Genomic DNA, 21,717 nt, shown 5'->3' with positions numbered 1-21,717 from the left:
TTTAGTTGTAGAATTTTTTGTTAATACTAAATACAGGCGCCGGTTGCGCATTGGCAATATCAGCGCAGTTTCACTTGGAGGCGAGGTAAATGTTTGAAATTGTTGAGAAGGCATCCGGCGGCACCACTATCAAGGTGATCGGTGTCGGTGGCGCCGGTGGTAACGCCGTCGACCACATGATCCGCGAAGGTGTTCAGGGGGTGGATTTCATCACCGCCAATACCGATGCCCAGGCGCTGTCCCGCTGTCTGTCCCCGACCAAGGTGCAGCTCGGCAAGACCGGCCTCGGCGCCGGTTCCAAGCCGGAAGCCGGCCGTGCGGCCGCCCAGGAATCCCGCGATGCCATTGCTGCCGCTCTTGAAGGCGCGCACATGTGTTTCATCACCGCCGGCATGGGCGGTGGTACGGGTACGGGCGCTGCGCCGGTGGTTGCCGAGATTGCCAAGGAGATGGGCATCCTCACCGTGGCGGTGGTTACCAAGCCCTTCGACTTCGAGAACCGCATCCGTGTCGCCGAAAGTGGCGTGGAAGAGCTCTCCAAGCAGGTGGACTCCCTGATCGTCGTGCTCAACGACAAGCTGCTTGAGGTTTATGGCGACGACGCCGGCTTCGAGGACTGCTTCCGTTCGGCTGACAATGTGCTGACCAGTGCCGTCGGCGGCATCGCCGAAATCATCAACGTTCCCGGGTTGGTGAACGTGGACTTTCAGGATGTGCGCACCGCCATGGCCGAAATGGGCCGCGCGATGATGGGTTCGGCCCAGGCTTCCGGTCTCGACCGCGCCCGCATCGCAGCCGAACAGGCCGCCGTGTCGCCGCTGCTCGAAGGTACCGAGCTGTCCGGTGCCCGTTGCGTGCTGATCAACATCACGGCCAGCCGCAACCTGAAGATGTCGGAAGTTCGCGATGCCGTGCGTACCGTGCAGGCTTTTGCTGCCTCGGAGGCCTTCGTCAAGTACGGCACCGTATTTGAAGAGAGCATGGAAGACCGCATCCGCGTGACCGTGGTTGCTACCGGCCTGGGTGCCGTGCGTGCTGCCGCGATGCCCCGCAAGATGGAAGTCATCCGGACGGGTACCGACAACATCGGCATGGAAGTGGATTACAACAACCTGGAGCTGCCGGCGGTCATTCGTCGCACCTCCCGCACCACGGTCGAGGCGATGAGCGCCAACGGCATGTCCACGCTGGATATTCCGGCCTTCCTGCGCAAGCAGGCGGACTGACCGGGGCAGGGCCGCTTCGGTGGCTCTGATAAACGCGCAGCGGGACGTGCCTCCGTCCGCTGCGCGTTTGTCTTTTGTACGGCCGCAACACTGCACCGCGTTTGCTGCAATGCAGCATCCTGTGTATGTTAAAATTCAATGACTTGAACGCGGAACCGGATCATGTTGAAGCAGCGCACCCTCAAAACCGTTGTCAGTGCTACCGGCGTGGGTCTCCACAGCGGCAACAAGGTCACGCTCACCCTGCGTCCGGCTGCCCCGGATACCGGCATCGTCTTCCATCGCGTGGATCTCGATCCGGTCGTCGATCTGCCGGCTGATCCCTACGCCGTTTGCGACACCCGCATGTGCTCGGGTCTGCAGCGCGATGGCGCCAAGGTCAATACCGTCGAACACCTCATGTCGGCCCTCGCCGGTCTGGGCGTGGATAACGCCCACATTGACGTGGATGCGGCCGAAATCCCGATTCTCGACGGCAGTGCCGGGCCCTTTGTCTTCCTGATCCAGTCTGCCGGTATCGAAGAGCAGAAGGCCCCCAAGCGCTTTTTGCGCGTCACCAAGCCGGTGGAGTACGTGGAAGGCGACAAGTGGGTGCGTCTGGAGCCTTATGATGGTTTCAAGCTGAGCTTCTCGATCCTTTTCAACCACCCGGCCATCGACCGCACGGGTACGTCGGTGACGGTGGATTTCGCCAATAATTCGTACGTACGCGAAGTCGCGCGGGCGCGCACCTTCGGTTTCATGCAGGACGTGGAGTTCATGCGCGCCAACGGCCTTGGGTTGGGCGGCAGCCTCGATAACGCCATCGTGATGGACGAGTACCGGGTGCTTAACGCTGACGGCCTGCGCTACGCCGACGAGTTCGTGAAGCACAAGGTGCTGGATGCCATTGGCGATCTCTACCTGGCCGGGCACTCGCTGCTCGCCGCTTACAGTGCCTACAAGGCCGGTCACGCGCTCAACAACCAGATCCTGCGCGTCCTGCTCGAAGACCGTACAGCCTGGGAGATTGTCACCTTCGAGGATGCGGCGACTACCCCGGCCTCGGTCGCCCATCTGTTCGACCTCGCCACCGCCTGAGGCCCCGCCGTGCTGATCCTGCGCATCGTTGCCGTGCTGGTGGGGATCGGGATCGGCGCTTCCGTGTTTGCCTTCCTGTTCACCCGCGAGCCCCGTTATCTGACGCTGGCGTGGCGCCTGTTTCGCTTCGGGCTTGTGGTGGCGCTGATTTTCTTTGCCTTGCTGATCCTCGAGCGGGTGCTCGTGCCCCTGGTCTAGCCAGCCTGCTTGACGAAGCGCTGGAGCGCCTTGGCGAGCGGGGAGTCGGCGGGCAGGGAGGCTGCCAGGGTGTCGAGCCCCGAGCGTGTCGTGTCGCTGACGTGGCGCTGCGGGACAGGGGGTGGAGCTTGCCGGTATTCGCGTACTGCCACCTTCACTTTTATGTCCCGCAGCAGTACGCCGATTCGGGCAAAGTCCACCAGCAGGCTCGGCACCGCCTGGCGCAGCTTGACCGCGAGTCCCTGACTGTCCACCAGGATCACCAGTTCATCTTCCTTCAGGTTGGCGACCTTGCAGGCGCTCGCCATGTAGTCGGGCAGCAACTCGGAAAGCTGTCTTTGCAGGCGCAGCAAACGACCCGCGTGGGCTTGCAGGCGGGAGAGGGCATCACCCCTCCCCAGAAAATTGTCGATCGGGCTGGTGGCCATGGGGGCTTGGAATTTGTAAAAGCGCCCCCATCGTAGGGGGAACTACCGGGCCGGACAAGCTTGATGCTGCCCGGACCTCCATCACGGCCGTGTCCGGACGCCATGATAGAATCTGGCCCTTTGCCGCATTTCCCCTTCCAAATCAAATGATCGCAGGCCTTCTCAAGAAGATTTTCGGCAGCCGCAATGACCGGCTGATCCGCCAGTATTCGCAGACCGTGCGCGCCATCAGCGCATTCGAGCCGAAGATTCAGGCCCTGTCCGACGAGGAACTCCGCGGCAAGACCGACGAATTCCGTCAGCGCATCGCCGCCGGTGAAACGCTGGCAGCGCTGCAGCCGGAGGCCTTTGCGGTGGTCCGCGAAGCCGGCAAGCGGGTCCATGGCATGCGTCACTTCGACATGCAGATGGTTGGCGGCATGGTGCTGCATGACGGCAAGATCGCTGAAATGCGCACGGGCGAGGGCAAGACCCTGACCGCTACGCTGCCCGTGTACCTCAATGCGCTGTCCGGCAAGGGCGTGCATGTCATTACGGTGAACGATTACCTGGCCAGTCGCGACTCGGACTGGATGGGGCGCATCTACCGTTTTCTGGGGCTTTCCGTGGGCTGCAACCTGTCGCAGATGCCCCACGACCAGAAGAAGGCAGCCTACCAGGCGGACATCACCTACGGCACCAACAACGAATTCGGCTTCGACTACCTGCGTGACAACATGGTCTACGAGGTGGCGGAGCGCGTGCAGCGTGGTCTGCACTACGCCATCGTCGACGAGGTCGACTCGATCCTCATCGATGAAGCGCGTACGCCGCTGATCATCTCCGGCCAGGCCGAAGATCACACCGAACTGTATCTGAGCATGAACGCCGTGCCGCCGCTCCTGACCCGTCAGGAAGGCGAGGGCGAGAACATCACCGTGCCGGGCGACTACACCGTCGACCTCAAGGCGCATTCGGTGCTGCTCACCGAACAGGGTCACGAGCACGCCGAGGAAATCCTCGCCCGCCTGGGGCTGCTGGCCGAAGGCACGAGCCTGTACGACCCGACCAACATTCTGCTGATCCATCACCTGTATGCGGCTCTGCGGGCCCATTCGCTGTATCACAAGGATCAGCAGTACGTGGTGCAGGATGGCGAAGTGGTCATTGTCGATGAATTCACCGGTCGCTTGATGTCCGGCCGCCGCTGGTCCGAAGGCCTGCACCAGGCCGTCGAGGCCAAGGAAGGTGTGAAGATCCAGGCCGAGAACCAGACTCTCGCCTCGATCACCTTCCAGAACTACTTCCGCATGTACGGCAAGCTGGCCGGCATGACCGGTACCGCCGACACCGAGGCCTACGAATTCCACCAGATCTACGGCCTCGAAACCGTGGTCGTGCCCACCTCCCGTCCGATGATCCGCAAGGACCAGAACGACAAGGTGTACCGCACGATGAAGGAGAAGCACGACGCCATCACCGCCGACATCAAGGACTGCGTCGAGCGCGGCCAGCCGGTGCTGGTGGGCACCACCTCCATCGAAAACTCCGAGTTGCTGTCCGACATGCTGACGGCCGCCAAGCTGCCGCACAACGTGCTCAACGCCAAGCAGCACGCCCGTGAGGCCGAAATCGTGGCCGAAGCCGGCCGTCCGGGGGTGATCACCATCGCCACCAACATGGCCGGTCGCGGTACCGACATCGTGCTGGGCGGCAACGTCGAGAAGCCGGTGTCGCTGATCCGCGAGGATGAATCCCTCTCCGAAGCCGAGAAAGATGCCCGCATTGCGGCCATGCGCGAGGAATGGAAGAGGGTTCATGAGCAGGTTCTGAAGGCTGGCGGTCTGAAGATCATCGGTACCGAGCGCCACGAGTCGCGTCGTATCGACAACCAGTTGCGTGGCCGTTCCGGCCGCCAGGGTGACCCGGGCGAAAGCCGCTTCTACCTGTCGCTGGAAGATCCGCTGATGAAGATCTTCGCCGGCGAGCGTCTCAACGCGATCATGGTTCGCCTCAAGATGCCCGAAGGCGAAGCCATCGAAGCCGGCATGGTGACCCGCTCCCTCGAAACCGCCCAGCGCAAGGTCGAGCAGCGCAACTTCGACATGCGCAAGCAGCTGCTCGAATACGACGACGTCTCCAACGACCAGCGCAAGGTGATCTACCAGCAGCGCAACGAACTGCTCGAAACCACCGATATTTCCGAAACCATTGTCGCCATGCGTGACGGCGTGCTGCACGATCTGTTCCGCATCTACGTGCCGGTTGATTCCGTTGAAGAGCAGTGGGACATTCCCGCCCTCGAACTGGCGCTGGAGTCCGAGTACCAGCTCAAGCTGCCGGTTGGCGAGTGGATCAAGGCTAACCCCAGTCTCACCGACGACGACATCCTGCAGCGCCTCCTGGAGGCCGGCAGCCAGGCTTACGCCGACAAGATTGCCTTGGTCGATGCGGCGGCATGGCATGGTTTCGAGCGCAACGTGATGCTGCAAAACCTCGACACCCACTGGCGCGAGCACCTGTCGGCGCTCGATCACCTGCGTCAGGGCATCCATTTGCGCGGTTACGCCCAGAAAAACCCGAAACAGGAATACAAGCGCGAGGCCTTCGAGCTCTTCGAGAGCCTTTTGCAGGTGATCCGTACCGAAGTGACCAAGCTGTTGATGACGGTCCAGATCCGCTCCGAGGCACAACTCGAGGAAGCCGAGGCACCGCCCGAGCTGGAGAACGTCCAGTATCACCACGCCGATTACGACGAAGCCCTGGCGACGGCCAACCCTGGCAGGGATGTCGCCCAGCCGGCAGAAAACCTGGCCCCGAAGGTCGGCCGCAACGATGCCTGCCCGTGCGGCTCCGGCAAGAAGTACAAGCACTGCCACGGCAAGCTGTCCTGAGTCTGGCGGGGTGAGCACAAAGCCGGCCAGTGGCCGGCTTTGTGCGTTCACGTCCTGCCTCAAGCAACAAGAGCTCCCTGCCGATATCGGAAAGAGGTAAGCCAATGACACGAAACGACCCACCCCTCGACCTGACCGGCTGGATCGCCCGCATACGCGGTTGCGAGATGCCCGTCTTCAGTCACACCATCGATGCCCTGCGGACCATCCTCGGTGACGACCGGGCCTCCGCATCGGCGCTGGCCAAGGTGATCCTGATGGATGCACCGATGACCTCCAAGGTACTGCGGCTTGCCAACAGCGCCTTCTTCAACCACGGTCGGCAGGGGGTCAGCACAGTCTCCCGGGCGATTGTCGTGCTCGGTTTCAATCCTGTTGCCGAACTCGCACTCTCTGTTTCGCTGATTGACTCTCTGCTTACAGGGGGGCTGCGCGGCCGCGTTCATGCTGAGATGGCGCGCAGCTTCCATGCGGCGGTGCAGGCCCGCTGGGTGGCTCAGCGGCGGGGTGAAGGGGGGAGTGAAGAGGTCTTCATTGCTGCACTTCTTGCCCGCGTGGGTGAAATGGCCTTCTGGTGTTTCGGAGGCGAACAGGCGAAAAGCCTGGATCGCTGCCTGCTTCAGTCCCCCGTGCGGGAGGAGGACGCGCAGCAGATCGTCCTCGGGTTTCCCCTGCGGCAGCTTTCCGTTGGCTTGGTGCGGGAGTGGAAACTGGGCTCCCTGGTCGGTGCGGCCCTCGAGCTTGATCCGCGCAGCCGTGGGCCGGAGCGGGCTGTGCTGCTGGGGCTGCGCCTTGCCCGCGCGGCGGAGGAAGGCTGGGATACACCGGCTGGGCGGCAATGCCTCCGGGAAGTGGCTGATTACGTTGGGCTGCCTGCCGCCGCCGTGCAGGCAGAGATCCTTGCCAACGCCGGTGAGGCTGCCAGGATTGCTCGTACATTCGGTGCTCCGGAAGCCGCAAAGATGATCCCCTTGGGCGGGCTTCCGTCCGAGCCTCTCGCACCGCCCGCGCCGTCCGGCCCCGATGCGCAATTGCAACTGCGCATTCTCCAGGATCTGACCGAGATGATCATGAGCCGGGCGGGCATTGTCGACATCCTGCAACTGGTTGTCGAAGGTGTGTACCGCGGTGCGGGTTGTGAGCGGGTCGTCATCGCCTTTCTGGCTGAAGACAGATTGAAGCTCGTGGGGCGGGTGGCGCTGGGGAGCGGTGCCGATGCCTTGTGCGGGCGCTTCGTCTTCCCGATGGAGGGCGAGCCGGATGACGTGCTGGATGCGGCGATCGACAGCGGACAATCCTGTCACATTCATGTCACTCGTCCGGATGCGCCGGGCGCCGGGCGTCTGATCAAGGTGACTGCCTGCAATGAGGCATTCCTGGTGCCCTTCGGCACTTCCGCCCAGCGGATTGGCGTGCTCTACGCTGACCGCAATGGCAAGCCGATGGATGAGGAAGGGTGTCGCGCGGTACGGCAATTTGCCCTGCAGGCCAGTCTGGCGCTGGAAATCGAGGCTTCTTCAAGCCCGTTGCGCTAAGCGGGAATTTGCCGAGACCTGATGGCTTGATGATGCCGATTCAGGTGCCGATCAAGCCGGATGTGGACTGTCGATAATTTTTACATTTGCAAATCGGCACATTTTTATACGTTTTTAACACCATGATTTTTTTGCATATTTTTTCTTTGGTAGTGGGTGGCATGGTTGGTGCTAGTGTAGATCGCGGTTCTCAACTCAGCCAATAGGACACTAAATCATGAAAAAAACCACTCTGACCAAGATCGCTGTAGGCCTCTTCGCGGCTGCCAGCGTCAACGCCTTCGCTATCAACGTCGGTGGCGTTGTTTGGAACCCGGCTTCCGGTTTCGACTTCACCTCCCAAGGTGCAATCTTTGAAACCGCCGTGGGCCCGGGCGGCACCCTGGGCGGCATCGGTGTCGTGAATATCCTCAACAATACCAACAACAACACCTTCTGCCCGGGTTGCGAGCTGACCTTTGAATTCGGCGGCCACACCTTGACCTACGTCGATCCGTTCTCTTCCGCGACCGACGACATCCTCGGCTTCACCGGCGGCTGGCTCAAGATTTATGTCGATTCCACCCCTAACTTTGATGCCGACGTCAAGGCCTCTGCCAATGACGGCGTGCTGTGGCTTGATCTGGTTGGTTACAACGACATCCAGTCCAACGGTTGGGTGACCAGCCTGTTCGGCGAAATCGCCAAGGGCACCCTGGGCACCGGCAATGACGACGGCAGCGGCGCTGGCCTCTTCGACGTGGTTGGCGGCCTGGCTGCTCCGCACTTCGACACCAACTCCGTGCTCGCCAATGACGGCCACGGTGCTGACTTCTCCTTCAGCTCCTCCTACCAGCCGCTCCCCAACGGCTACGTGACCCCGGACGGCTTTGGCCTGTTCGGCACGGGCGAGCTGAAGGGTAACTCCATCCCTGAGCCGACCTCCATGCTGCTGTCCGCTCTGGGCATCGCCGGCCTGGGCTTTGCTCGTCGTCGCAGCGCCAAGTAATATTAATTGGCGTCGCCAGTGACCGATGCAGATCGGTCACCGACAAAAAAAACCGCTGCCATTGCAGCGGTTTTTTTTGCCTTCTGAAATGATGATCTCATTGCAGTTGCTAAACTAGCCGGAGGAAGAGCCGGGGCTTACCGCGGCTCCTTCTCTTCTCCATCCCTGCAAGATCGGAACCCTGTATGAACGAGATGAACCGTTTTCTGATGGCGGCCCGAGCGATTTCTGCCGCGCCGTCGGCGGACAACAGCCAGCCGTGCCGGATCGAGCGGGTCGGTGACGAAATCGAAGTCAGCTATCGGCCCCATGAGGGAAAAGACCCCTTTGGTGTCGCAGGACATGGGACCTTGATTTCGGTGGGGGCTGCTGCGGAAAATCTGGCCCAGATGTGCGGCCTGACTACGGTGGTGTGGCGCCGGGAGATGGACGGCGCGCCTTACTTCAGGGCACGGATTCCCGCTGCGCCGCTCCCCGGTGACCTGAGTCATCCCTTGTTTGCACGGCACACCAATCGCTTTCCCTTCACGACGCCAGCGCCGGAGGCCGATTTGCTCGGGGTGTTGGGAGCGATGACAGAAGGCTCTGCGCGCCTGCATCTGGCAGTCGGTGCGCCTTCGTTCGCCTCATTGGCGTCAGCTGCGCGGGTTTGCTGTCATGCCCGGTTTTGTACCCGGGAACTTCACGAGTGGTTGATGGGCAGCTTGCGTTTTGGCGAGGAGGAAGTGGCCCGAGGGGACGGGCTCGACATCCGGACGGTCAACCTTCCTCCGGGCGGCGGGCTTTTCATGCGTTTCATTCAGGACTGGTCCCGGATGGCGCTGCTCAACAAGGTGCACATTTACCGGATCATGGCGCAGGCCGAGATCCAGTCGCTGACCAACGCCTCCATGATTCTGTCGGTGGTGGGCTCAGGGGCCACCCAGGATATACCGGATGCGGGTCGCCTCATGGAGCGGGCCTGGATAGAGCTGAACCGCCGTGGCTGGGCGGTGCATCCGTATTATGTGATTGCTGATCAGCAGACCCGGCTTCTGAATGGGCGCCTTGCTTCATCTCCCTGGGAGCTCCGGGTTCGCGAGGCCGTTGATGGCGTGTCGGCGCACCTGGGGTTGAGGCAGGGTGAGCGCCTCCACATCATGCTTCGGGTTGGAAAGCCGACCCGGATGCCCGTGCGTTCCCTGCGCCTGCCGCTCGCCAAAGTGTTTGGCGATGCGGATGGGGTTTGATGTGCCGTGCCGCGTTTGCCATGAGGGCGCGTCGATGTTCCCCGAGCGTTTTGGGGGCGCGCAGTTGCGCGAATGTCTGGCATCGTGTCCAATGAATGCGTTTATGCACTAGGCTTTCCCGAACAGCCGCTCCCATGCTCGATTCCATCAAAGCTCAACTCCCGCGCGCCTGGTTGCAGGTCCAGTTGGCCGTGAAGAATCTGGCTCGCCAGAGGAGGCGCAGTGCGCTGGCATTGGTCACTGTCAGCGGCGGTGTCATGGCCTTTCTCCTTGCCGGAGGATTCATCCACTGGGTGTTCCAGGATCTCCGTGAATCCACGATTCATTCCCAGCTCGGGCACGTGCAGATTACCCGTCCGGGTTATCTCGACCATGGACTGGGGGATCCTTACAAGTATTTGCTGCCATCCCGGCTGGATGCCATGCCTCAGGATCCGCGGATTGTCACGACCACGCCGAGACTGGCCTTCAGCGGGCTTCTGAGCAAAGGGGATGAGACCATCTCCTTTCTCGGTGAAGGCATTGATCCGCTCAAGGAGGCACCGATTTCCCGTGCCATCACCATCGTGAAAGGCAAGGCGCTTCATGAAAGCCCGCCTCTTTCCGTGTCGCTCGGCGAGGGTTTGGCCTCCAACCTGGGGGCCACGGTTGGTGATCGGGTCGTGCTGATGGGCACGACAAGCACTGGCAGTGTCAACGCCGTCGAACTGACGGTCACGGGAATCTTTGCGACCATTACCAAGGCTTACGACGATGCGGTGTTGAGGGCGCCGATCGACGTGGCACGCAAGCTGATGCGGGTCGAAGGTGCGACGACCTGGGTTGTGCTGCTCTCAAAAACCGAAGATACCGGCGGGGTGATGGCCGTGCTCAGGCAAGGCCTGGATCCGAAGGCATTCGAGGTCATTCCCTGGAGCGATCTGGCCGACTTCTACAACAAGACGGTCGAGTTGTTCTCCAAGCAGGTTGGGGTGGTCCGCCTCCTGATTGCGCTGATTGTCATCCTGAGCATTTCCAATACGCTGACCATGTCGGTGATCGAACGGACCAACGAAATCGGCACCTCGATGGCCATCGGTGTGCGACGCCGGGGAGTTCTGGGTATGTTCATGCTGGAGGGCGTGATCCTGGGCATTATTGGCGGAGTGCTGGGTGTGGTGGGAGGCATGTCGCTCGGTGCGCTCATCTCGCACATCGGTATTCCAATGCCTCCGCCGCCCGGCATGGCCCGGGGCTACATCGGGGAGATCCTGATTTCGCCCGCGCTGGCCCTGGATGGATTTCTGCTCGCCTTTCTCACGACCCTGCTGGCCAGTGTCTTCCCGGCCTGGAAGGCGTCCCGCATGAATATCGTTGATGCTCTGCGCCATCAGCAATGAACCACATACTTTTCACCCTCGCCCTCCGCAACGTGTTCCGCCAGAAGGTGCGGACCGCCATTACGCTCGTCGCCATCGTTTCCGGCGTTGCCGGCCTGATTCTGGCCGGCGGTTTTGTGCAGGACATCTTCATCCAGCTGGGTGAAGCGATCATCCACTCCCAGACCGGCCACATCCAGGTTTTCAACCGTGACTTTCTGGACAAGGGAACCCGCCAGCCGGAGAAGTTCGTCATCGCCGATCCAAAGGGCGTTGGCGCGCGGATTCGTGCAGTCGAAGGGGTGTCGGATGTAACGGCCCGCCTGAATTTCGCGGGACTGCTCAACAATGGCCGGCGCGATCTCGCGATTGTCGGTGAGGGCATCGAGCCGGAAAAGGAAGCCGAGCTGGGTACTTACCTGAAAGTCACGGCCGGGCGACAGCTGGAGTCCCGCGACAAGTTCGGCTTGATGGTCGGGCAGGGTGTGGCGCATGCGCTCGGCCTCAAGCCTGGCGATCAGGTGACCCTGGTAATGAATGCGGCCGAAGGCACACTTAACTCGCTCGATTTTGAAGTGGTTGGCGTCTTTCAGAGTTTCTCGAAAGATTACGATGCGCGGGCGGTACGGATTCCGCTGGTTTCGGCGCAGGAGCTGATGCTCACCAAGGGGGCCAACCTGCTGGTGGTGTCGCTCAATAAAACCGAGGAAACCGGCAAGAGTTTCAAGGGTATCCAGGCCATTCTCGGCAAGGAACTCGATTTGCGCAGCTGGAATCAGCTGTCGGATTTCTACGACAAGACGATCGAGCTGTACGACCGGCAGTTTGGCGTGCTGCAGTGGATCATCCTGTTCATGGTGCTGTTGTCGGTGATCAACAGCGTCAATATGAGCACTTTCGAGCGAATGAGCGAGTTCGGCACGCTGCAGGCCTTGGGAAACCGGCAACGGGGGGTATTCACGCTGCTGATGATCGAAAGCGTCATTCTTGGTGTGCTGGGAGCGACTATCGGGGTACTCCTCGGGGTGGGGGCGGCGCTGGCGATTTCCGCCGTCGGAATTCCCATGCCGCCGCCGCCGAACGCCAATGTCGGCTACACGGCCTTCGTCAGAGTGGTTCCCGGGACGGTATTGCATGCCTGGTTCATCGGCTTCGTGGCGACGGTGCTGGCTGCCATCCTGCCGGCCCGCAAGATTATCCGTACGCCGATCGTCGATGCGCTGCGGCAGGGCGTTTGACTGACCCCTGAGGCCCTCGATTTGCGGTGCGTGCCTGTCAGGTGGGTGCATCGCCGACCGTCCCCGGATTATCATCGCAGACTTTGCCATTCGGCTCGTTCCTGGAGTTCCTGTCATGCCCGTTCTGCTTTCCCCTCCCGATGCTGCTGCCCTGTTGCCGGTTCCCGGTGTCCGACTTGGCGTGACCGAGGCGGCCATCCGCAAGCTCAACCGTCGGGATCTCACGCTCATCGAACTGGCTCCGGGCGCCCGTGTTGCCGGTGTATTCACCCAGAACCGTTTTTGTGCCGCACCTGTGCAGGTTTGCAGGGCCAACCTGACGACAGGGGGAGTTCGTGCATTGGTGATCAATACCGGCGTGGCCAACGCAGGCACCGGTGAGCCCGGTCTGGCCGCTGCGCAGGCCACCTGTGCGGCAGTGGCACACGTGCTGGGCATTGAGGCGAACCAGGTGCTGCCCTTCTCGACGGGCGTGATTCTCGAGCCGCTGCCGGTGGACAAGCTGGTGGCCGGCTTGCCGGCGGCCCGCGATGCGCTCAAGGCCGATGGCTGGTTCGACGCCTGTCACGGCATCATGACCACGGATACGGTGCCCAAGGCCGCCTCCCGTCAGGTGAGCATCGGCGGCAAGACGGTGACCCTGACCGGTATCTCCAAGGGCGCCGGCATGATCAAACCGAACATGGCGACCATGCTCGGTTTCCTCGCCACCGACGCCGATGTGGCCCAGCCGGTGCTCGATGCGCTACTGAAGGAAGTGGCCGACCTGTCCTTCAACAGCATTACCGTCGACGGCGATACCTCCACCAACGACAGCTTCATCCTGATCGCCACCGGTCAGGCCGGCAATCCGACCATTGCCGATACCGGCTCGGTCGACTATGCCGCCTTCCGTGCCGCCGTGCTTGATCTGTCCGTCTGGCTGGCCCAGGCCATCGTCCGGGATGGCGAGGGCGCGACCAAGTTCATCACCCTGCAAATTGAAGGGGGCAAGGACCGGGATGAGTGCCGCAAGGTGGGTTATGCCATCGGGCATTCGCCGCTGGTGAAGACGGCTTTCTTTGCCTCCGATCCCAATCTCGGGCGGATTCTGGCGGCCATCGGCTATGCTGGTATCGACGATCTGGACGTGTCGCAAATCCGTGTCTGGCTGGGCAGCGCAGGCGAAGAGGTGCTGGTGGCCGAAAAGGGCGGACGTGCCGAGAGCTATCGCGAAGAGGCGGGCTCCCGCGTGATGAAGGAAGCGGAGATTACCGTACGGGTCGATCTCGCCCGGGGCGCCGCGATGGCTACCCTGTGGTCCTGCGATTTTTCTTACGACTATGTGAAGATCAACGCGGATTATCGTTCCTGATACTTTGGCGGAGCCACGTAAGTGGGCTTGCTTCACAAAGAAATGGCGCCTTCCCGGCGCCATTTTTACGTCCCTAGCCGGGTGTGTTCCTGGATTCCACGGGAGGTATGCGCACGCTGATCCAGTCGATGTCGCAGTTGACGGCCAGCCCTTGAGCCCGCTCCGGGCCGTCGGGGCGAGCGAGCGTGCAGCGGGTTGGACGCAGGGCCTGGCCGGGCTGCTTCAGGGTATTGATCAGCGTCAGCAACTCGTCTTCATGACGAACTTTTGCGCGAAGCTGCAGGGTGCTGGTGAAAATCGTCGGGCTGTGGGCTTCCGCATCGCCAGCCATGCGCAGGGGCCGTTCAGGGCCGATCTCATAGCTGAACTCCTCCGCCTGGAGGTGGATGCGCATGGCTTGCAGGCGCTCTTGCCAGGTCACGCGGTCGACTGGTCGCTGGAGGCCGGCCTGCTGGAGGTTCAGATAGTCGGCCAGGGCGTCCCGGGTCAGGCGGTCGGTTTCCTGTTGCTGGTGAAGTCTGTTTTCCGTTTCGACCAGGCGCACTGCGGCGCTGCGGGCGGCCTGCCCGGTGGTGGTGAGTAACTGGTGACTGCTCCACACCAGCCCGGTGCTGCTGAGGAGCATGAGTGCGCAGAACAGGGCCGGAGTGCGCAAACGAAGAAAGGCGGGGGGGCTCATGGGTGGTCTGGGGGAAACTGAATGCGTACGGTGAGCTGGGGCGTCTCTGCGCCGGACTCCTCCTCGGTGATGCGCAGGGGCTGGGTGTCATTCATTTCGGCGGGCTGCTTTTCGATTGTGATGTCCGCCGTGCTCATCGTACCGAGGGCGGTGAGGAGCGCCCTGGTCTGGGCGACTCTTTGCCGGGCATGCTCTGCGCCGGAAGGAAGGGAAAAGTGCACGCGGAGAGCCTGGAATGCCAGCCTTTCCGTCGGCGCACTGACGGTCCACTCGATGTGCCGGAGCTTGAAGCCAGGCAGCGGTGCCAGTGCGGCAGCAAGCTGACGCAGGGCGGGCTCTGGTCCGGCGTTGGTGGAGATCAGCGCCTTGGCAGTGGCCAGTGTGAGGCTTAGCTGTTCGAGGGGGAGAGGTGTTGCCGGCATTGCATCCGTGACGGCCTTCAGGTGTTTCTCCGTGGCGCGGACTTGTAATAGTCTGGTTTCGGCGAGGTGTCGCTGCCCCCGGGCATCGAGCAGGTTGGCGGTGGTGATGCCAAGGCTGATCAGGAGCGTGGCCGCACCGAGTGCGCCGATGGCCTGAGCGGCCCGCCGGAGTCGATGTTCGGCGAGGGCCTCTGCGGGGGCGAACTGGGGAAGGTGGGGTGTGGTGGCAAGGGCCTGAAGAAGGAGTGGCAGGCTGTCGGCACTGGTGAGGCGGCTTTTGAGACGCAGGATCTGGGCGAGCGGTTGCGGATCGAGGATCTCGAAAGCCAGTCCATGTTCGGTGTTTTCTCCGGTGATGGGTTCCGCAGGGGCGTCCGGCAGGGCGAGAACATGCGCTGTGGTTTTCCCCTTGCGCGGCAGGATGCGTTGGGCGCTCAGGTAGTCGAAGCTGCGCTGGACTTCGGTCTGGAGGACCTTGCCGGAGGGAGGGCAAGCTCCGGGCTTGAGGGGGGTGAGGCGGGTAAAGCGGAGCTGGCCCTTGTCGAAGCAGGAAACGCGCAGCCCCGCCGGCGTGACGTGCGCCAGCAAGAGTGGTGAAGGTGAGGCTCGGTGTGGGGTGATCAGCGTGCGTGACAGGAAGCCGACCGAGACCATTCGGGCGAGGATGCAGGAGGAGTGCTGGATTCGCTCGAGCCAGGGCTGGATGACGCCGGGCCGGGTGAGGGCGGCGAAGAGTATCTGCTCGTCCCGCCGGCCTTCCTTTGCGCGGCCCAAGGACAGGTAGGTCCGGTAGGGGGTTTCGCCGAAGAGCTGGTTCTGGCGCCGGGCGATCATCGGCTGGCGGTCCCGTCCCCGGACAAAGGGAACGGATTCCAGTTGATGGCTCTCGTCGGGCAGGTCGACCAGGAGGGTCAGTGGCGTATCCGGCGGACAGTTCCGCAGGTAGGTGTCGAATGCCGTCAAACCCTGCTCTCCGGTGGAAAAGGGCGGGGCTGCGTGGATTTCGCCGCGCTCCACGACGAAGGGGGTCAGGCCGTCGGCGTTCAGGTAGAGGATGCGTTGCCCGGCCATGCTCAGAATTTGATTCGGGTAACGATGTCGTAGACCGGCATCATGACGGCGCTCATCACGGCCATGAGCAGGCCACCGAGGATCAGGGTGAGGGTCGGCTCGATGCCGGCCTGCAGGCGCTCGATGGCCTCGCGGACGTCCCGGTCGTAGAAGTAGCTGACGTTGGCCAGCGCGGTGTCGAGGGCGCCGGTGCTTTCGCCGACGCGCAGCATGCGGGTGACGAGGGGCGGGAAGAGTTCGACCGCGCGGAAGGCCTCGGAGACCTTCCGGCCCTGCTCGATGCCGCGCCCGACCTGTTGCAGGCCGTTTTTGAGCGCGCTGTTGCCGACCACGTCTTCGGCCACCTGCAGGGCGTCGATGATGGTGATTCCGGAGGCGTACATCATCGCGAACAGGCCGGTGAAGCGGGCGAGAATGATCTTGCGGCGCACGGCGCCGAGGATGGGCAGGCGGAGCATGGCGGCGTCGAAGCGCAGCCGGATTTCCGGGCGTGTGAGGACGGCCTGACGGGCACCGATCACGGTGGTGACGATGACGGCGAGCAGCGCCCAGCCGTAGTCGAGGAGGGCGTCGGAAACGGCAATGAGGGCGCGTGTCTGCCACGGGAGGGCCTGGCCCACGGTGCGAAACAGGCGGGCCAGTTCGGGCACGACATAAATCAGGGCGACACCGAGGGCGGCGAGGATGACCAGCCCGACGATGGCTGGATAGATGACGATGCGCCGGGCGTAGGCGGCCAGTTCGTCATCGCGCTTGAGGGATTCGGACAGGGCGTGCAGCACTTCGGGCAAGCGGCCAGTGTGCTCGCCGGCCCGGATCAGGCTGCAGAACACACCATCGAAAACCGTCGGGTGTTGCGCCAGGGCCTGCGACAGCGTGAGCCCGCCTTCGATGGACTCGACTGTGGCGGCGACCACTTGCCGGAAGTGCGGGCGGCGGATGGCGTCGCGCAGGTCGGTGAGGCTTTCGATGATCGGTACGCCGGCGCGCAGGAACTGTTCGAGATGGAAGCAGAACTTGATCAGCTCCCGTCGGGATGCGCCCTTTTGTGTTTGCCAGAAGCGCGGTTGTATGGGGCTGCCATGCACAAGGTCCAGATCCAGGCGGCGCAGGCGCAGTTCGAGGTCGACCAGGTTGGCGGCGTCGACCCGGCCGCGCACGATGCGTCCGCGAGGGTCCATGGCGCGATAGGCGAAGGCGCTCATCGGAACATGCGCTCGGTCAGGTCGATGACCCGGGTGAGTTCGTCGAGGGAGGTGTTGCCTTCGAGGACGCGGCGGGTGCCGTCTTCAGCCAGGCTGACGAAGCCCCTGTCCCGGGTGGCGCTACGGATCTCTCTGGCGGTGGCACGACGGGCGATCAGCTCGTCCAGTTCCGGGTCCATGCGGATCAGTTCCATGATGGCCATGCGCCCCCGGTAGCCTGTGAAGGCGCAGGCGGGGCAGCCTTTTGCCCGGTGCAGCACGGGGCGTTCAGGCGTGCCGGTGTGGGCGAGCAGGCGCAATTCGTAGTCCTCGGCGGGATGGGCTTCGCGGCAGATCGGGCAGAGTCGCCGGACGAGGCGCTGGGCGACGATACCGATCACGTTGCCGGCCAGGATATCGGGCAGGATGCCGATGTCGAGCAGGCGCGGAATGGCGCCGATGGCCGAGCTGGTGTGCAGCGTCGAGAACACCTGGTGGCCGGTCATGGCGGCCTGGAAGGCCATGCGGGCGGTGTCGGCATCGCGGATTTCGCCGACCAGAATCACGTCCGGATCCTGTCGTAGCATGGCCCGCACGCCATTGGCGAAGTCGAGACGGGTGCTGTCGGAGACGGCGGTCTGGCGGATCATCGTCATCGGGTATTCCACCGGATCCTCGAGAGTCATGATGTTGATGCCCTCGGCGTTGATGTGGCCGAGGATGGAATACAGGGTGGTGGTCTTGCCGCTGCCAGTGGGGCCGGTGACGAGGATCAGGCCTTCGGGACGGGCGATCATCAGCTTGAGGAGGTTGAGCTGGGGGCCGTCAAGGCCGAGCTCATGCAGGCCGACGATGCCTTTTTGGCGGTCGAGGACGCGCAGGACGATGTTTTCGCCGTGGATGGTGGGTTGGGTGGATACGCGGAAATCAACCGGGCGTCCGCTGACCAGCAGGGAGATGCGTCCGTCCTGGGGGGCGCGGGTTTCGGCGATGTTGAGGCCGGCCATGACCTTGAGGCGCACGGTCATCGCCGGCCAGTAGGATTTGTGCAGGGCACGGATCTGGCGCAGCAGGCCGTCGATGCGGTAGCGGATGCGCAGGAAGGCGGCCTCTGGCTCGAAATGCAGGTCGGAGGCATCGCGCTTGACCGCATCGGTGAGCAGCGCATCGATGAGGCGGACCACCGGCTGGGCGTAGCTGTCGCCCCGGGCAGAGAGGCTGCGGATGTCGCTCTCGCCCGTTTCGATTTCGTGGAGGATGCCGTCGATGGACAGTTCGTGGCCGTAGAGCTGGTCGATGGCGCGGGCGATTTCCGAGTCGCCGGCAAGCAGGCTTTCTATGTTCGTGTCGTCGGGCAGAACGCTGCGCAACTGGTCCTGGGTGACGATGTCGTTGATCTCGCTCGAGGCAATGACGAGGTGCCGTCGACCGGCGTCGTAGCTGAGGGGTATGAGGTTGAAGCGCCGGGCGACGTGTTGCGGTACGAGGGCGAGGGCATCCACGTCCGGCAGCAGGGCGGAGAGATCCACGCTGGGCCGGTCGAGGGTGCGGGCTAGGGCTTCGCGTAGCGTCGCTTCCGAAAGAAAGCCAAGGCGTACGAGCTGCCGGCCGATGGGCTCGCCGCTGCGGTCCTGTTCATGCAGGGCAATGTGGAGCTGGTCGGTGCTGATCAGCCCCATGTGAAGCAGGGTTTCGCCGATGCGCTGGGGGGCGGCATGCAGGCTCATGGTCCGGGCTCCCGGGAGATAAGGGCGTGCAGGCGGGCTTCGCCGTGTGTGTGTGAAAAGCGGGCTGGATGCCGTGCTGCCAGTTCTAGGGCCTTGCGGTAATAGAGGGCGGCGGGTTGCTGCTGGCCGAGGTGATCGAGGCTGACTGCCAGGTTGTAGGCGATATCGGGCTCCTGCGGTGCCAGGGTGTGGGCCTGAAAGTAGGCGTGTTGGGCTTCAGCCCAGCGTTGCTGGCTGGCCAGTGCGTCGCCCAGCGCGATGCGCGTGGCAATCACGTCGGGTTGTGCGTTGAGGCTGTTCCGCAGCCGGGTTTCGGCATGGCGCGATTCCGCGTTGCCGGTCTGGCTAAGGCCGGCAAGGGCAACCGGGTCGTGGGGGGTGAGGAGGATGGCCCGGCGGAAGAGGATTTCAGCCTGTTCCGGCAGGCCTTGCTGTAGCGCGATGGCACCGAGCCCGTCGACGGCCTCGAGGTTTGCCGGATCGTTTTGCAGCGCTTGCCGGTACAGCGTTTGTGCCAGGGGCAGATCGCCGGCCGTGTAGGCCTCGTGGGCGCGGAGGGCGAGGTGGGGCGTATCGGCGGCGGGCGGTGTGCCCGGACGAAAGCGTGGTGGCGCCTCGCCGGGTGTACTGGTCGCCACGTTATCGATTCTGGCGCCTGGGCTTGGTGGCATTGAGTGAGGGGCTGGCAGCGAAGGGGCTGACTCCAGGGGCACGGGTGGCGAGTCCCCGGTGCTTGTCGGTGAAGGGGGCGTTTGAGCGGGGGGCGCAAGTGGTCGGGCGTCGAGCCGAGTCGTGGCCTGTGCTTCGAGCCAGATCCAGCCGGCCATGGCGACGGCAGCCCCGAGTGCCGCGCAACCCTGCAACCAGTACGGTGAGGTGCGGTGAGGCTTGTACGGGGTGGTGAGGGCGTGCGCGCCGGGGGCCTCGCCTGGGGGAGGCGCTGCCGGGGGCAGGCCAGGATCGGTGCTGCCGGCTTCGATGTTCAGGGGCTCCAGTTCAATGTCACGGGTGACGGCGGTGCGCTGCGGAGGCTGGGTGTCCGGTGTGCGACGGGCTTCCTCGGTCTTGCGCAGGACGTCGATCAGAAGGCTCACGGGGTGCGGGTTCCGGCGTTGGGGTGCGGGGCTGGAAAGTTGCGTCCGCCCGGTCGGGGCTGATCGGTGAAAAAGCTGTCATCCGGGAGCCGGTCGCGCAGCGGGGCGGTGGCGGCGACGAGTCCGGGTTCGCGCACGACCACCGGGCGCAGGAAGATCACCAGTTCGGTCTTCTGGATTGCGTTGTCGTGGTTGGTGAACAGTTCGCCGAGCAGAGGGATGGCGCTGATCAGCGGAATGCGGCCGGTCTTGTAGTCGATGCGGTCTTCCATCAGGCCGCCGAGGATGGCGGTTTCGCCGTTTTCGATGCGCAGGATGGACTCGATCTCGCGGGTCCGGATCTGCGGGACAAGGTTGGCGATGGTAGGCGGGATATTGGGATTCGGGTCGCGCCGGAAGTCTGCAATGCTGGAGATGGTCGGGCGGACGTTGAGGATGATTTCGTCGTTCTCGCTGATCTGCGCAGTGACCGTCATGACCAGCCCGACCGATACGGCCTGGGGAGTGGTGGTGACGGTGGTCAGGGCGCCGGCGTTGGTGCTCTGGATGGTGTCGGCCTTGACGGAGAAGTAAACGTACTCTTCGACCACCTTGATTGCGGCGGTCTGGTTGTTCAGCACTGAAAGCTTGGGGCTGGAGAGGACCTTGACGGTGCCGAAGCCTTCCAGGAGTTTCACCGTTGAGTCGATACCGTCGGCGCTTTTGTAGGTGAGGCTGAATGGATTGATGGCATTGCCCGTGCTGCTGCCGAGGCTCGGGGCGGTGATGCCGAAGCGGGTACCGCTGGCGAGCACGCGGCTCCATTCGATGCCCTGGCGATAGGTGTCACCGAGGCTGACTTCGACGATGGTGGCTTCGATGAGTACCTGGCGGCGGGCCGCGGCCATCACTTCGTCGATGAATTCCCGGACTTTTTCATGCTGGCGACCCGTTGCCCGGACGGTGACCACACCGCTCTCGCGGTTGGCGATGACCGATGCGGCCTCGCGGAAGGTGGCCTTGTGGACGACCGTGGTGGAGCTGTTCTGCATGGCCGCCTGATTGGGGCTGGCGGCCAGGCCGACTGGTTGCTGGTTTTGACGGCTACGATTGCGGCTGTTCGTGCCGGTATTGGCCGAGGCGACGCCTGTGCCGGTGGTGCTGATGGTTTCGAGGTTTTCGGTGACTGTTTCGCTGGACCCCTCCGGCAGGATCTTGTCGGTTTCGCGCAGCAGGTCGCGGAGATTTTTTTCCACCGACTCCCAGAACTGGTTGCGCGAGGTGTTCTCGATCCGGGTCGCGGAGATGTTGCCGCCGCTGGAGATTCCGGTGGCTGCCATGCCGCTATTGGAAGCCTGGCTGCTGTTGCCGGTGCCGCTGGTGGCAATCTGCGTATTGGTGCTGACGGCGCCGGATGCATTGCGGCTGAGATTGACGTAGTCGATGCGGTAGGTGCGCAGGAAGGGTGAGTCCGGCATCACCATCAGGTTGGGGCCGTCGAATTCGAAGCGCATGTCGGTCTGGCGGGCCAGCCGGGTGAGAATCTGCGGGAGGGTCTGGTTGATGGCGTTGAGGGTGACGGTGCCGGTCAGGCCCGGATGGATATCTACATTGATGCGTGCATCCCGGGCAAGGGCGAACAGCAGGTCCTGGATGCGTACATTGGTAACGACGACCGAGTAGGTCTCGACTTTTGGTGTGGGTGCCGGCCGCGGCAGGGGAAGGACATGGGGCACCAGCGGCGGTATGGCGGCTGGCGTCGAACGGGCGTCTTCTGCGCGCAGATGGCTTGTCGATGTCCGTACAGGTGGCCGCGAGGCGCACGCAGCGACGGCAAGCGTGAGGATGAGCAAAAGATGAATGCGATGGATCATCTTGTTTTCGGGTTTGTGCTTTTGTCATTTTATTTTATGCCAAAAAAATTTTATGGTGGTGTTTCGTTTTTTCTGTGACCTTTTTCAGGTGATTTCAGGTGGACAGAACGACTGCCCGGTATGGGAAGTGGTGCTGTCAGGTGTAAGTCATGTGTAAGATTGATCGCCTTTAATACGCGG

Annotated in this window: 17 protein-coding genes; 10 read left to right on the top strand and 7 right to left on the bottom strand. The window is 62.9% G+C overall.

Going from position 1 to position 21,717, the window contains the following annotated elements; genetic code table 11:
* Positions 1 to 89: 89 nt before the first annotated feature.
* From ftsZ to ETQ85_RS18055, 3 genes are all read left to right on the top strand, one after another.
* Positions 90 to 1,226, top strand: a complete 1,137-nt coding sequence (ftsZ, locus tag ETQ85_RS18065) for a cell division protein FtsZ (protein WP_148580483.1) — start codon at positions 90 to 92, stop codon at positions 1,224 to 1,226.
* Between the two features lie 162 nt (positions 1,227 to 1,388).
* Positions 1,389 to 2,306 (top strand): UDP-3-O-acyl-N-acetylglucosamine deacetylase, encoded by a 918-nt coding sequence (gene lpxC, locus ETQ85_RS18060; protein WP_148580482.1) that lies wholly within the window; start codon positions 1,389 to 1,391, stop codon positions 2,304 to 2,306.
* A gap of 9 nt (positions 2,307 to 2,315) precedes the next feature.
* Positions 2,316 to 2,504, top strand: coding sequence for a hypothetical protein (locus tag ETQ85_RS18055; RefSeq protein WP_148580481.1), 189 nt, complete (start codon positions 2,316 to 2,318; stop codon positions 2,502 to 2,504).
* On the opposite strand, the gene ETQ85_RS18050 is transcribed toward ETQ85_RS18055, so the two are convergent.
* A complete protein-coding gene (locus ETQ85_RS18050; RefSeq protein WP_148580480.1) occupies positions 2,501 to 2,932 on the bottom strand; it encodes a DciA family protein in 432 nt (143 codons plus the stop codon). The two genes, ETQ85_RS18055 and ETQ85_RS18050, sit on opposite strands and share 4 nt — an antisense overlap.
* A 146-nt stretch (positions 2,933 to 3,078) precedes the next feature.
* Between ETQ85_RS18050 and secA the strand changes: the two genes are divergently transcribed.
* The 7 genes from secA to argJ all read left to right on the top strand — a co-directional run bounded on the left by secA (position 3,079) and on the right by argJ (position 13,507).
* Positions 3,079 to 5,805: a preprotein translocase subunit SecA gene (gene secA / locus ETQ85_RS18045; RefSeq protein ID WP_148580479.1), complete on the top strand. Its 2,727-nt coding sequence runs from the start codon at positions 3,079 to 3,081 to the stop codon at positions 5,803 to 5,805.
* 104 nt (positions 5,806 to 5,909) lie between these two features.
* On the top strand, positions 5,910 to 7,340 hold the full coding sequence (locus tag ETQ85_RS18040) for an HDOD domain-containing protein (RefSeq protein WP_148580478.1): 1,431 nt from the start codon (positions 5,910 to 5,912) through the stop codon (positions 7,338 to 7,340).
* Positions 7,341 to 7,557: 217 nt separating this feature from the next.
* Positions 7,558 to 8,328: a PEP-CTERM sorting domain-containing protein gene (locus ETQ85_RS18035; protein ID WP_148580477.1), complete on the top strand. Its 771-nt coding sequence runs from the start codon at positions 7,558 to 7,560 to the stop codon at positions 8,326 to 8,328.
* Positions 8,329 to 8,513: 185 nt separating this feature from the next.
* Positions 8,514 to 9,557, top strand: a complete 1,044-nt coding sequence (locus ETQ85_RS18030) for a nitroreductase family protein (protein ID WP_148580476.1) — start codon at positions 8,514 to 8,516, stop codon at positions 9,555 to 9,557.
* Between the two features lie 134 nt (positions 9,558 to 9,691).
* Positions 9,692 to 10,936, top strand: a complete 1,245-nt coding sequence (locus tag ETQ85_RS18025; protein ID WP_148580475.1) for an ABC transporter permease — start codon at positions 9,692 to 9,694, stop codon at positions 10,934 to 10,936.
* Positions 10,933 to 12,153: an ABC transporter permease gene (locus ETQ85_RS18020; protein ID WP_148580474.1), complete on the top strand. Its 1,221-nt coding sequence runs from the start codon at positions 10,933 to 10,935 to the stop codon at positions 12,151 to 12,153. Before ETQ85_RS18025 ends, ETQ85_RS18020 begins: the two co-directional genes overlap by 4 nt.
* A gap of 115 nt (positions 12,154 to 12,268) precedes the next feature.
* A complete protein-coding gene (argJ, locus tag ETQ85_RS18015) occupies positions 12,269 to 13,507 on the top strand; it encodes a bifunctional glutamate N-acetyltransferase/amino-acid acetyltransferase ArgJ (protein WP_148580473.1) in 1,239 nt (412 codons plus the stop codon).
* 73 nt (positions 13,508 to 13,580) lie between these two features.
* Here the strand turns inward: argJ and ETQ85_RS18010 are convergent, their stop codons facing one another.
* The 6 genes from ETQ85_RS18010 to mshL are packed head-to-tail and all read right to left on the bottom strand — an operon-like array spanning position 13,581 to position 21,537.
* Entirely contained in the window at positions 13,581 to 14,186 is a 606-nt protein-coding gene (locus ETQ85_RS18010) for a hypothetical protein (protein WP_148580472.1), read from the bottom strand.
* The gene (locus tag ETQ85_RS18005; protein ID WP_148580471.1) at positions 14,183 to 15,679 is read right to left on the bottom strand and encodes a hypothetical protein; all 1,497 of its coding nucleotides are present in this window, start codon (positions 15,677 to 15,679) and stop codon (positions 14,183 to 14,185) included. The genes ETQ85_RS18010 and ETQ85_RS18005 overlap by 4 nt, the downstream gene beginning before the upstream one ends.
* Before the next feature lie 2 nt (positions 15,680 to 15,681).
* Positions 15,682 to 16,884: a type II secretion system F family protein gene (locus ETQ85_RS18000; protein WP_148580470.1), complete on the bottom strand. Its 1,203-nt coding sequence runs from the start codon at positions 16,882 to 16,884 to the stop codon at positions 15,682 to 15,684.
* Positions 16,881 to 18,590, bottom strand: coding sequence for a GspE/PulE family protein (locus tag ETQ85_RS17995; protein ID WP_148580469.1), 1,710 nt, complete (start codon positions 18,588 to 18,590; stop codon positions 16,881 to 16,883). Before ETQ85_RS17995 ends, ETQ85_RS18000 begins: the two co-directional genes overlap by 4 nt.
* A complete protein-coding gene (locus ETQ85_RS17990) occupies positions 18,587 to 19,684 on the bottom strand; it encodes a tetratricopeptide repeat protein (RefSeq protein ID WP_148580468.1) in 1,098 nt (365 codons plus the stop codon). Before ETQ85_RS17990 ends, ETQ85_RS17995 begins: the two co-directional genes overlap by 4 nt.
* A complete protein-coding gene (mshL, locus tag ETQ85_RS17985; protein ID WP_148580467.1) occupies positions 19,681 to 21,537 on the bottom strand; it encodes a pilus (MSHA type) biogenesis protein MshL in 1,857 nt (618 codons plus the stop codon). The genes ETQ85_RS17990 and mshL overlap by 4 nt, the downstream gene beginning before the upstream one ends.
* Between the last annotated feature and the right edge of the window lie 180 nt (positions 21,538 to 21,717).

It is taken from the genome of Zoogloea oleivorans, from assembly GCF_008107625.1.
Classification (GTDB): Bacteria; Pseudomonadota; Gammaproteobacteria; order Burkholderiales; family Rhodocyclaceae; genus Zoogloea; species Zoogloea oleivorans.
This window is presented reverse-complemented; position numbering and strand designations above follow the sequence as displayed.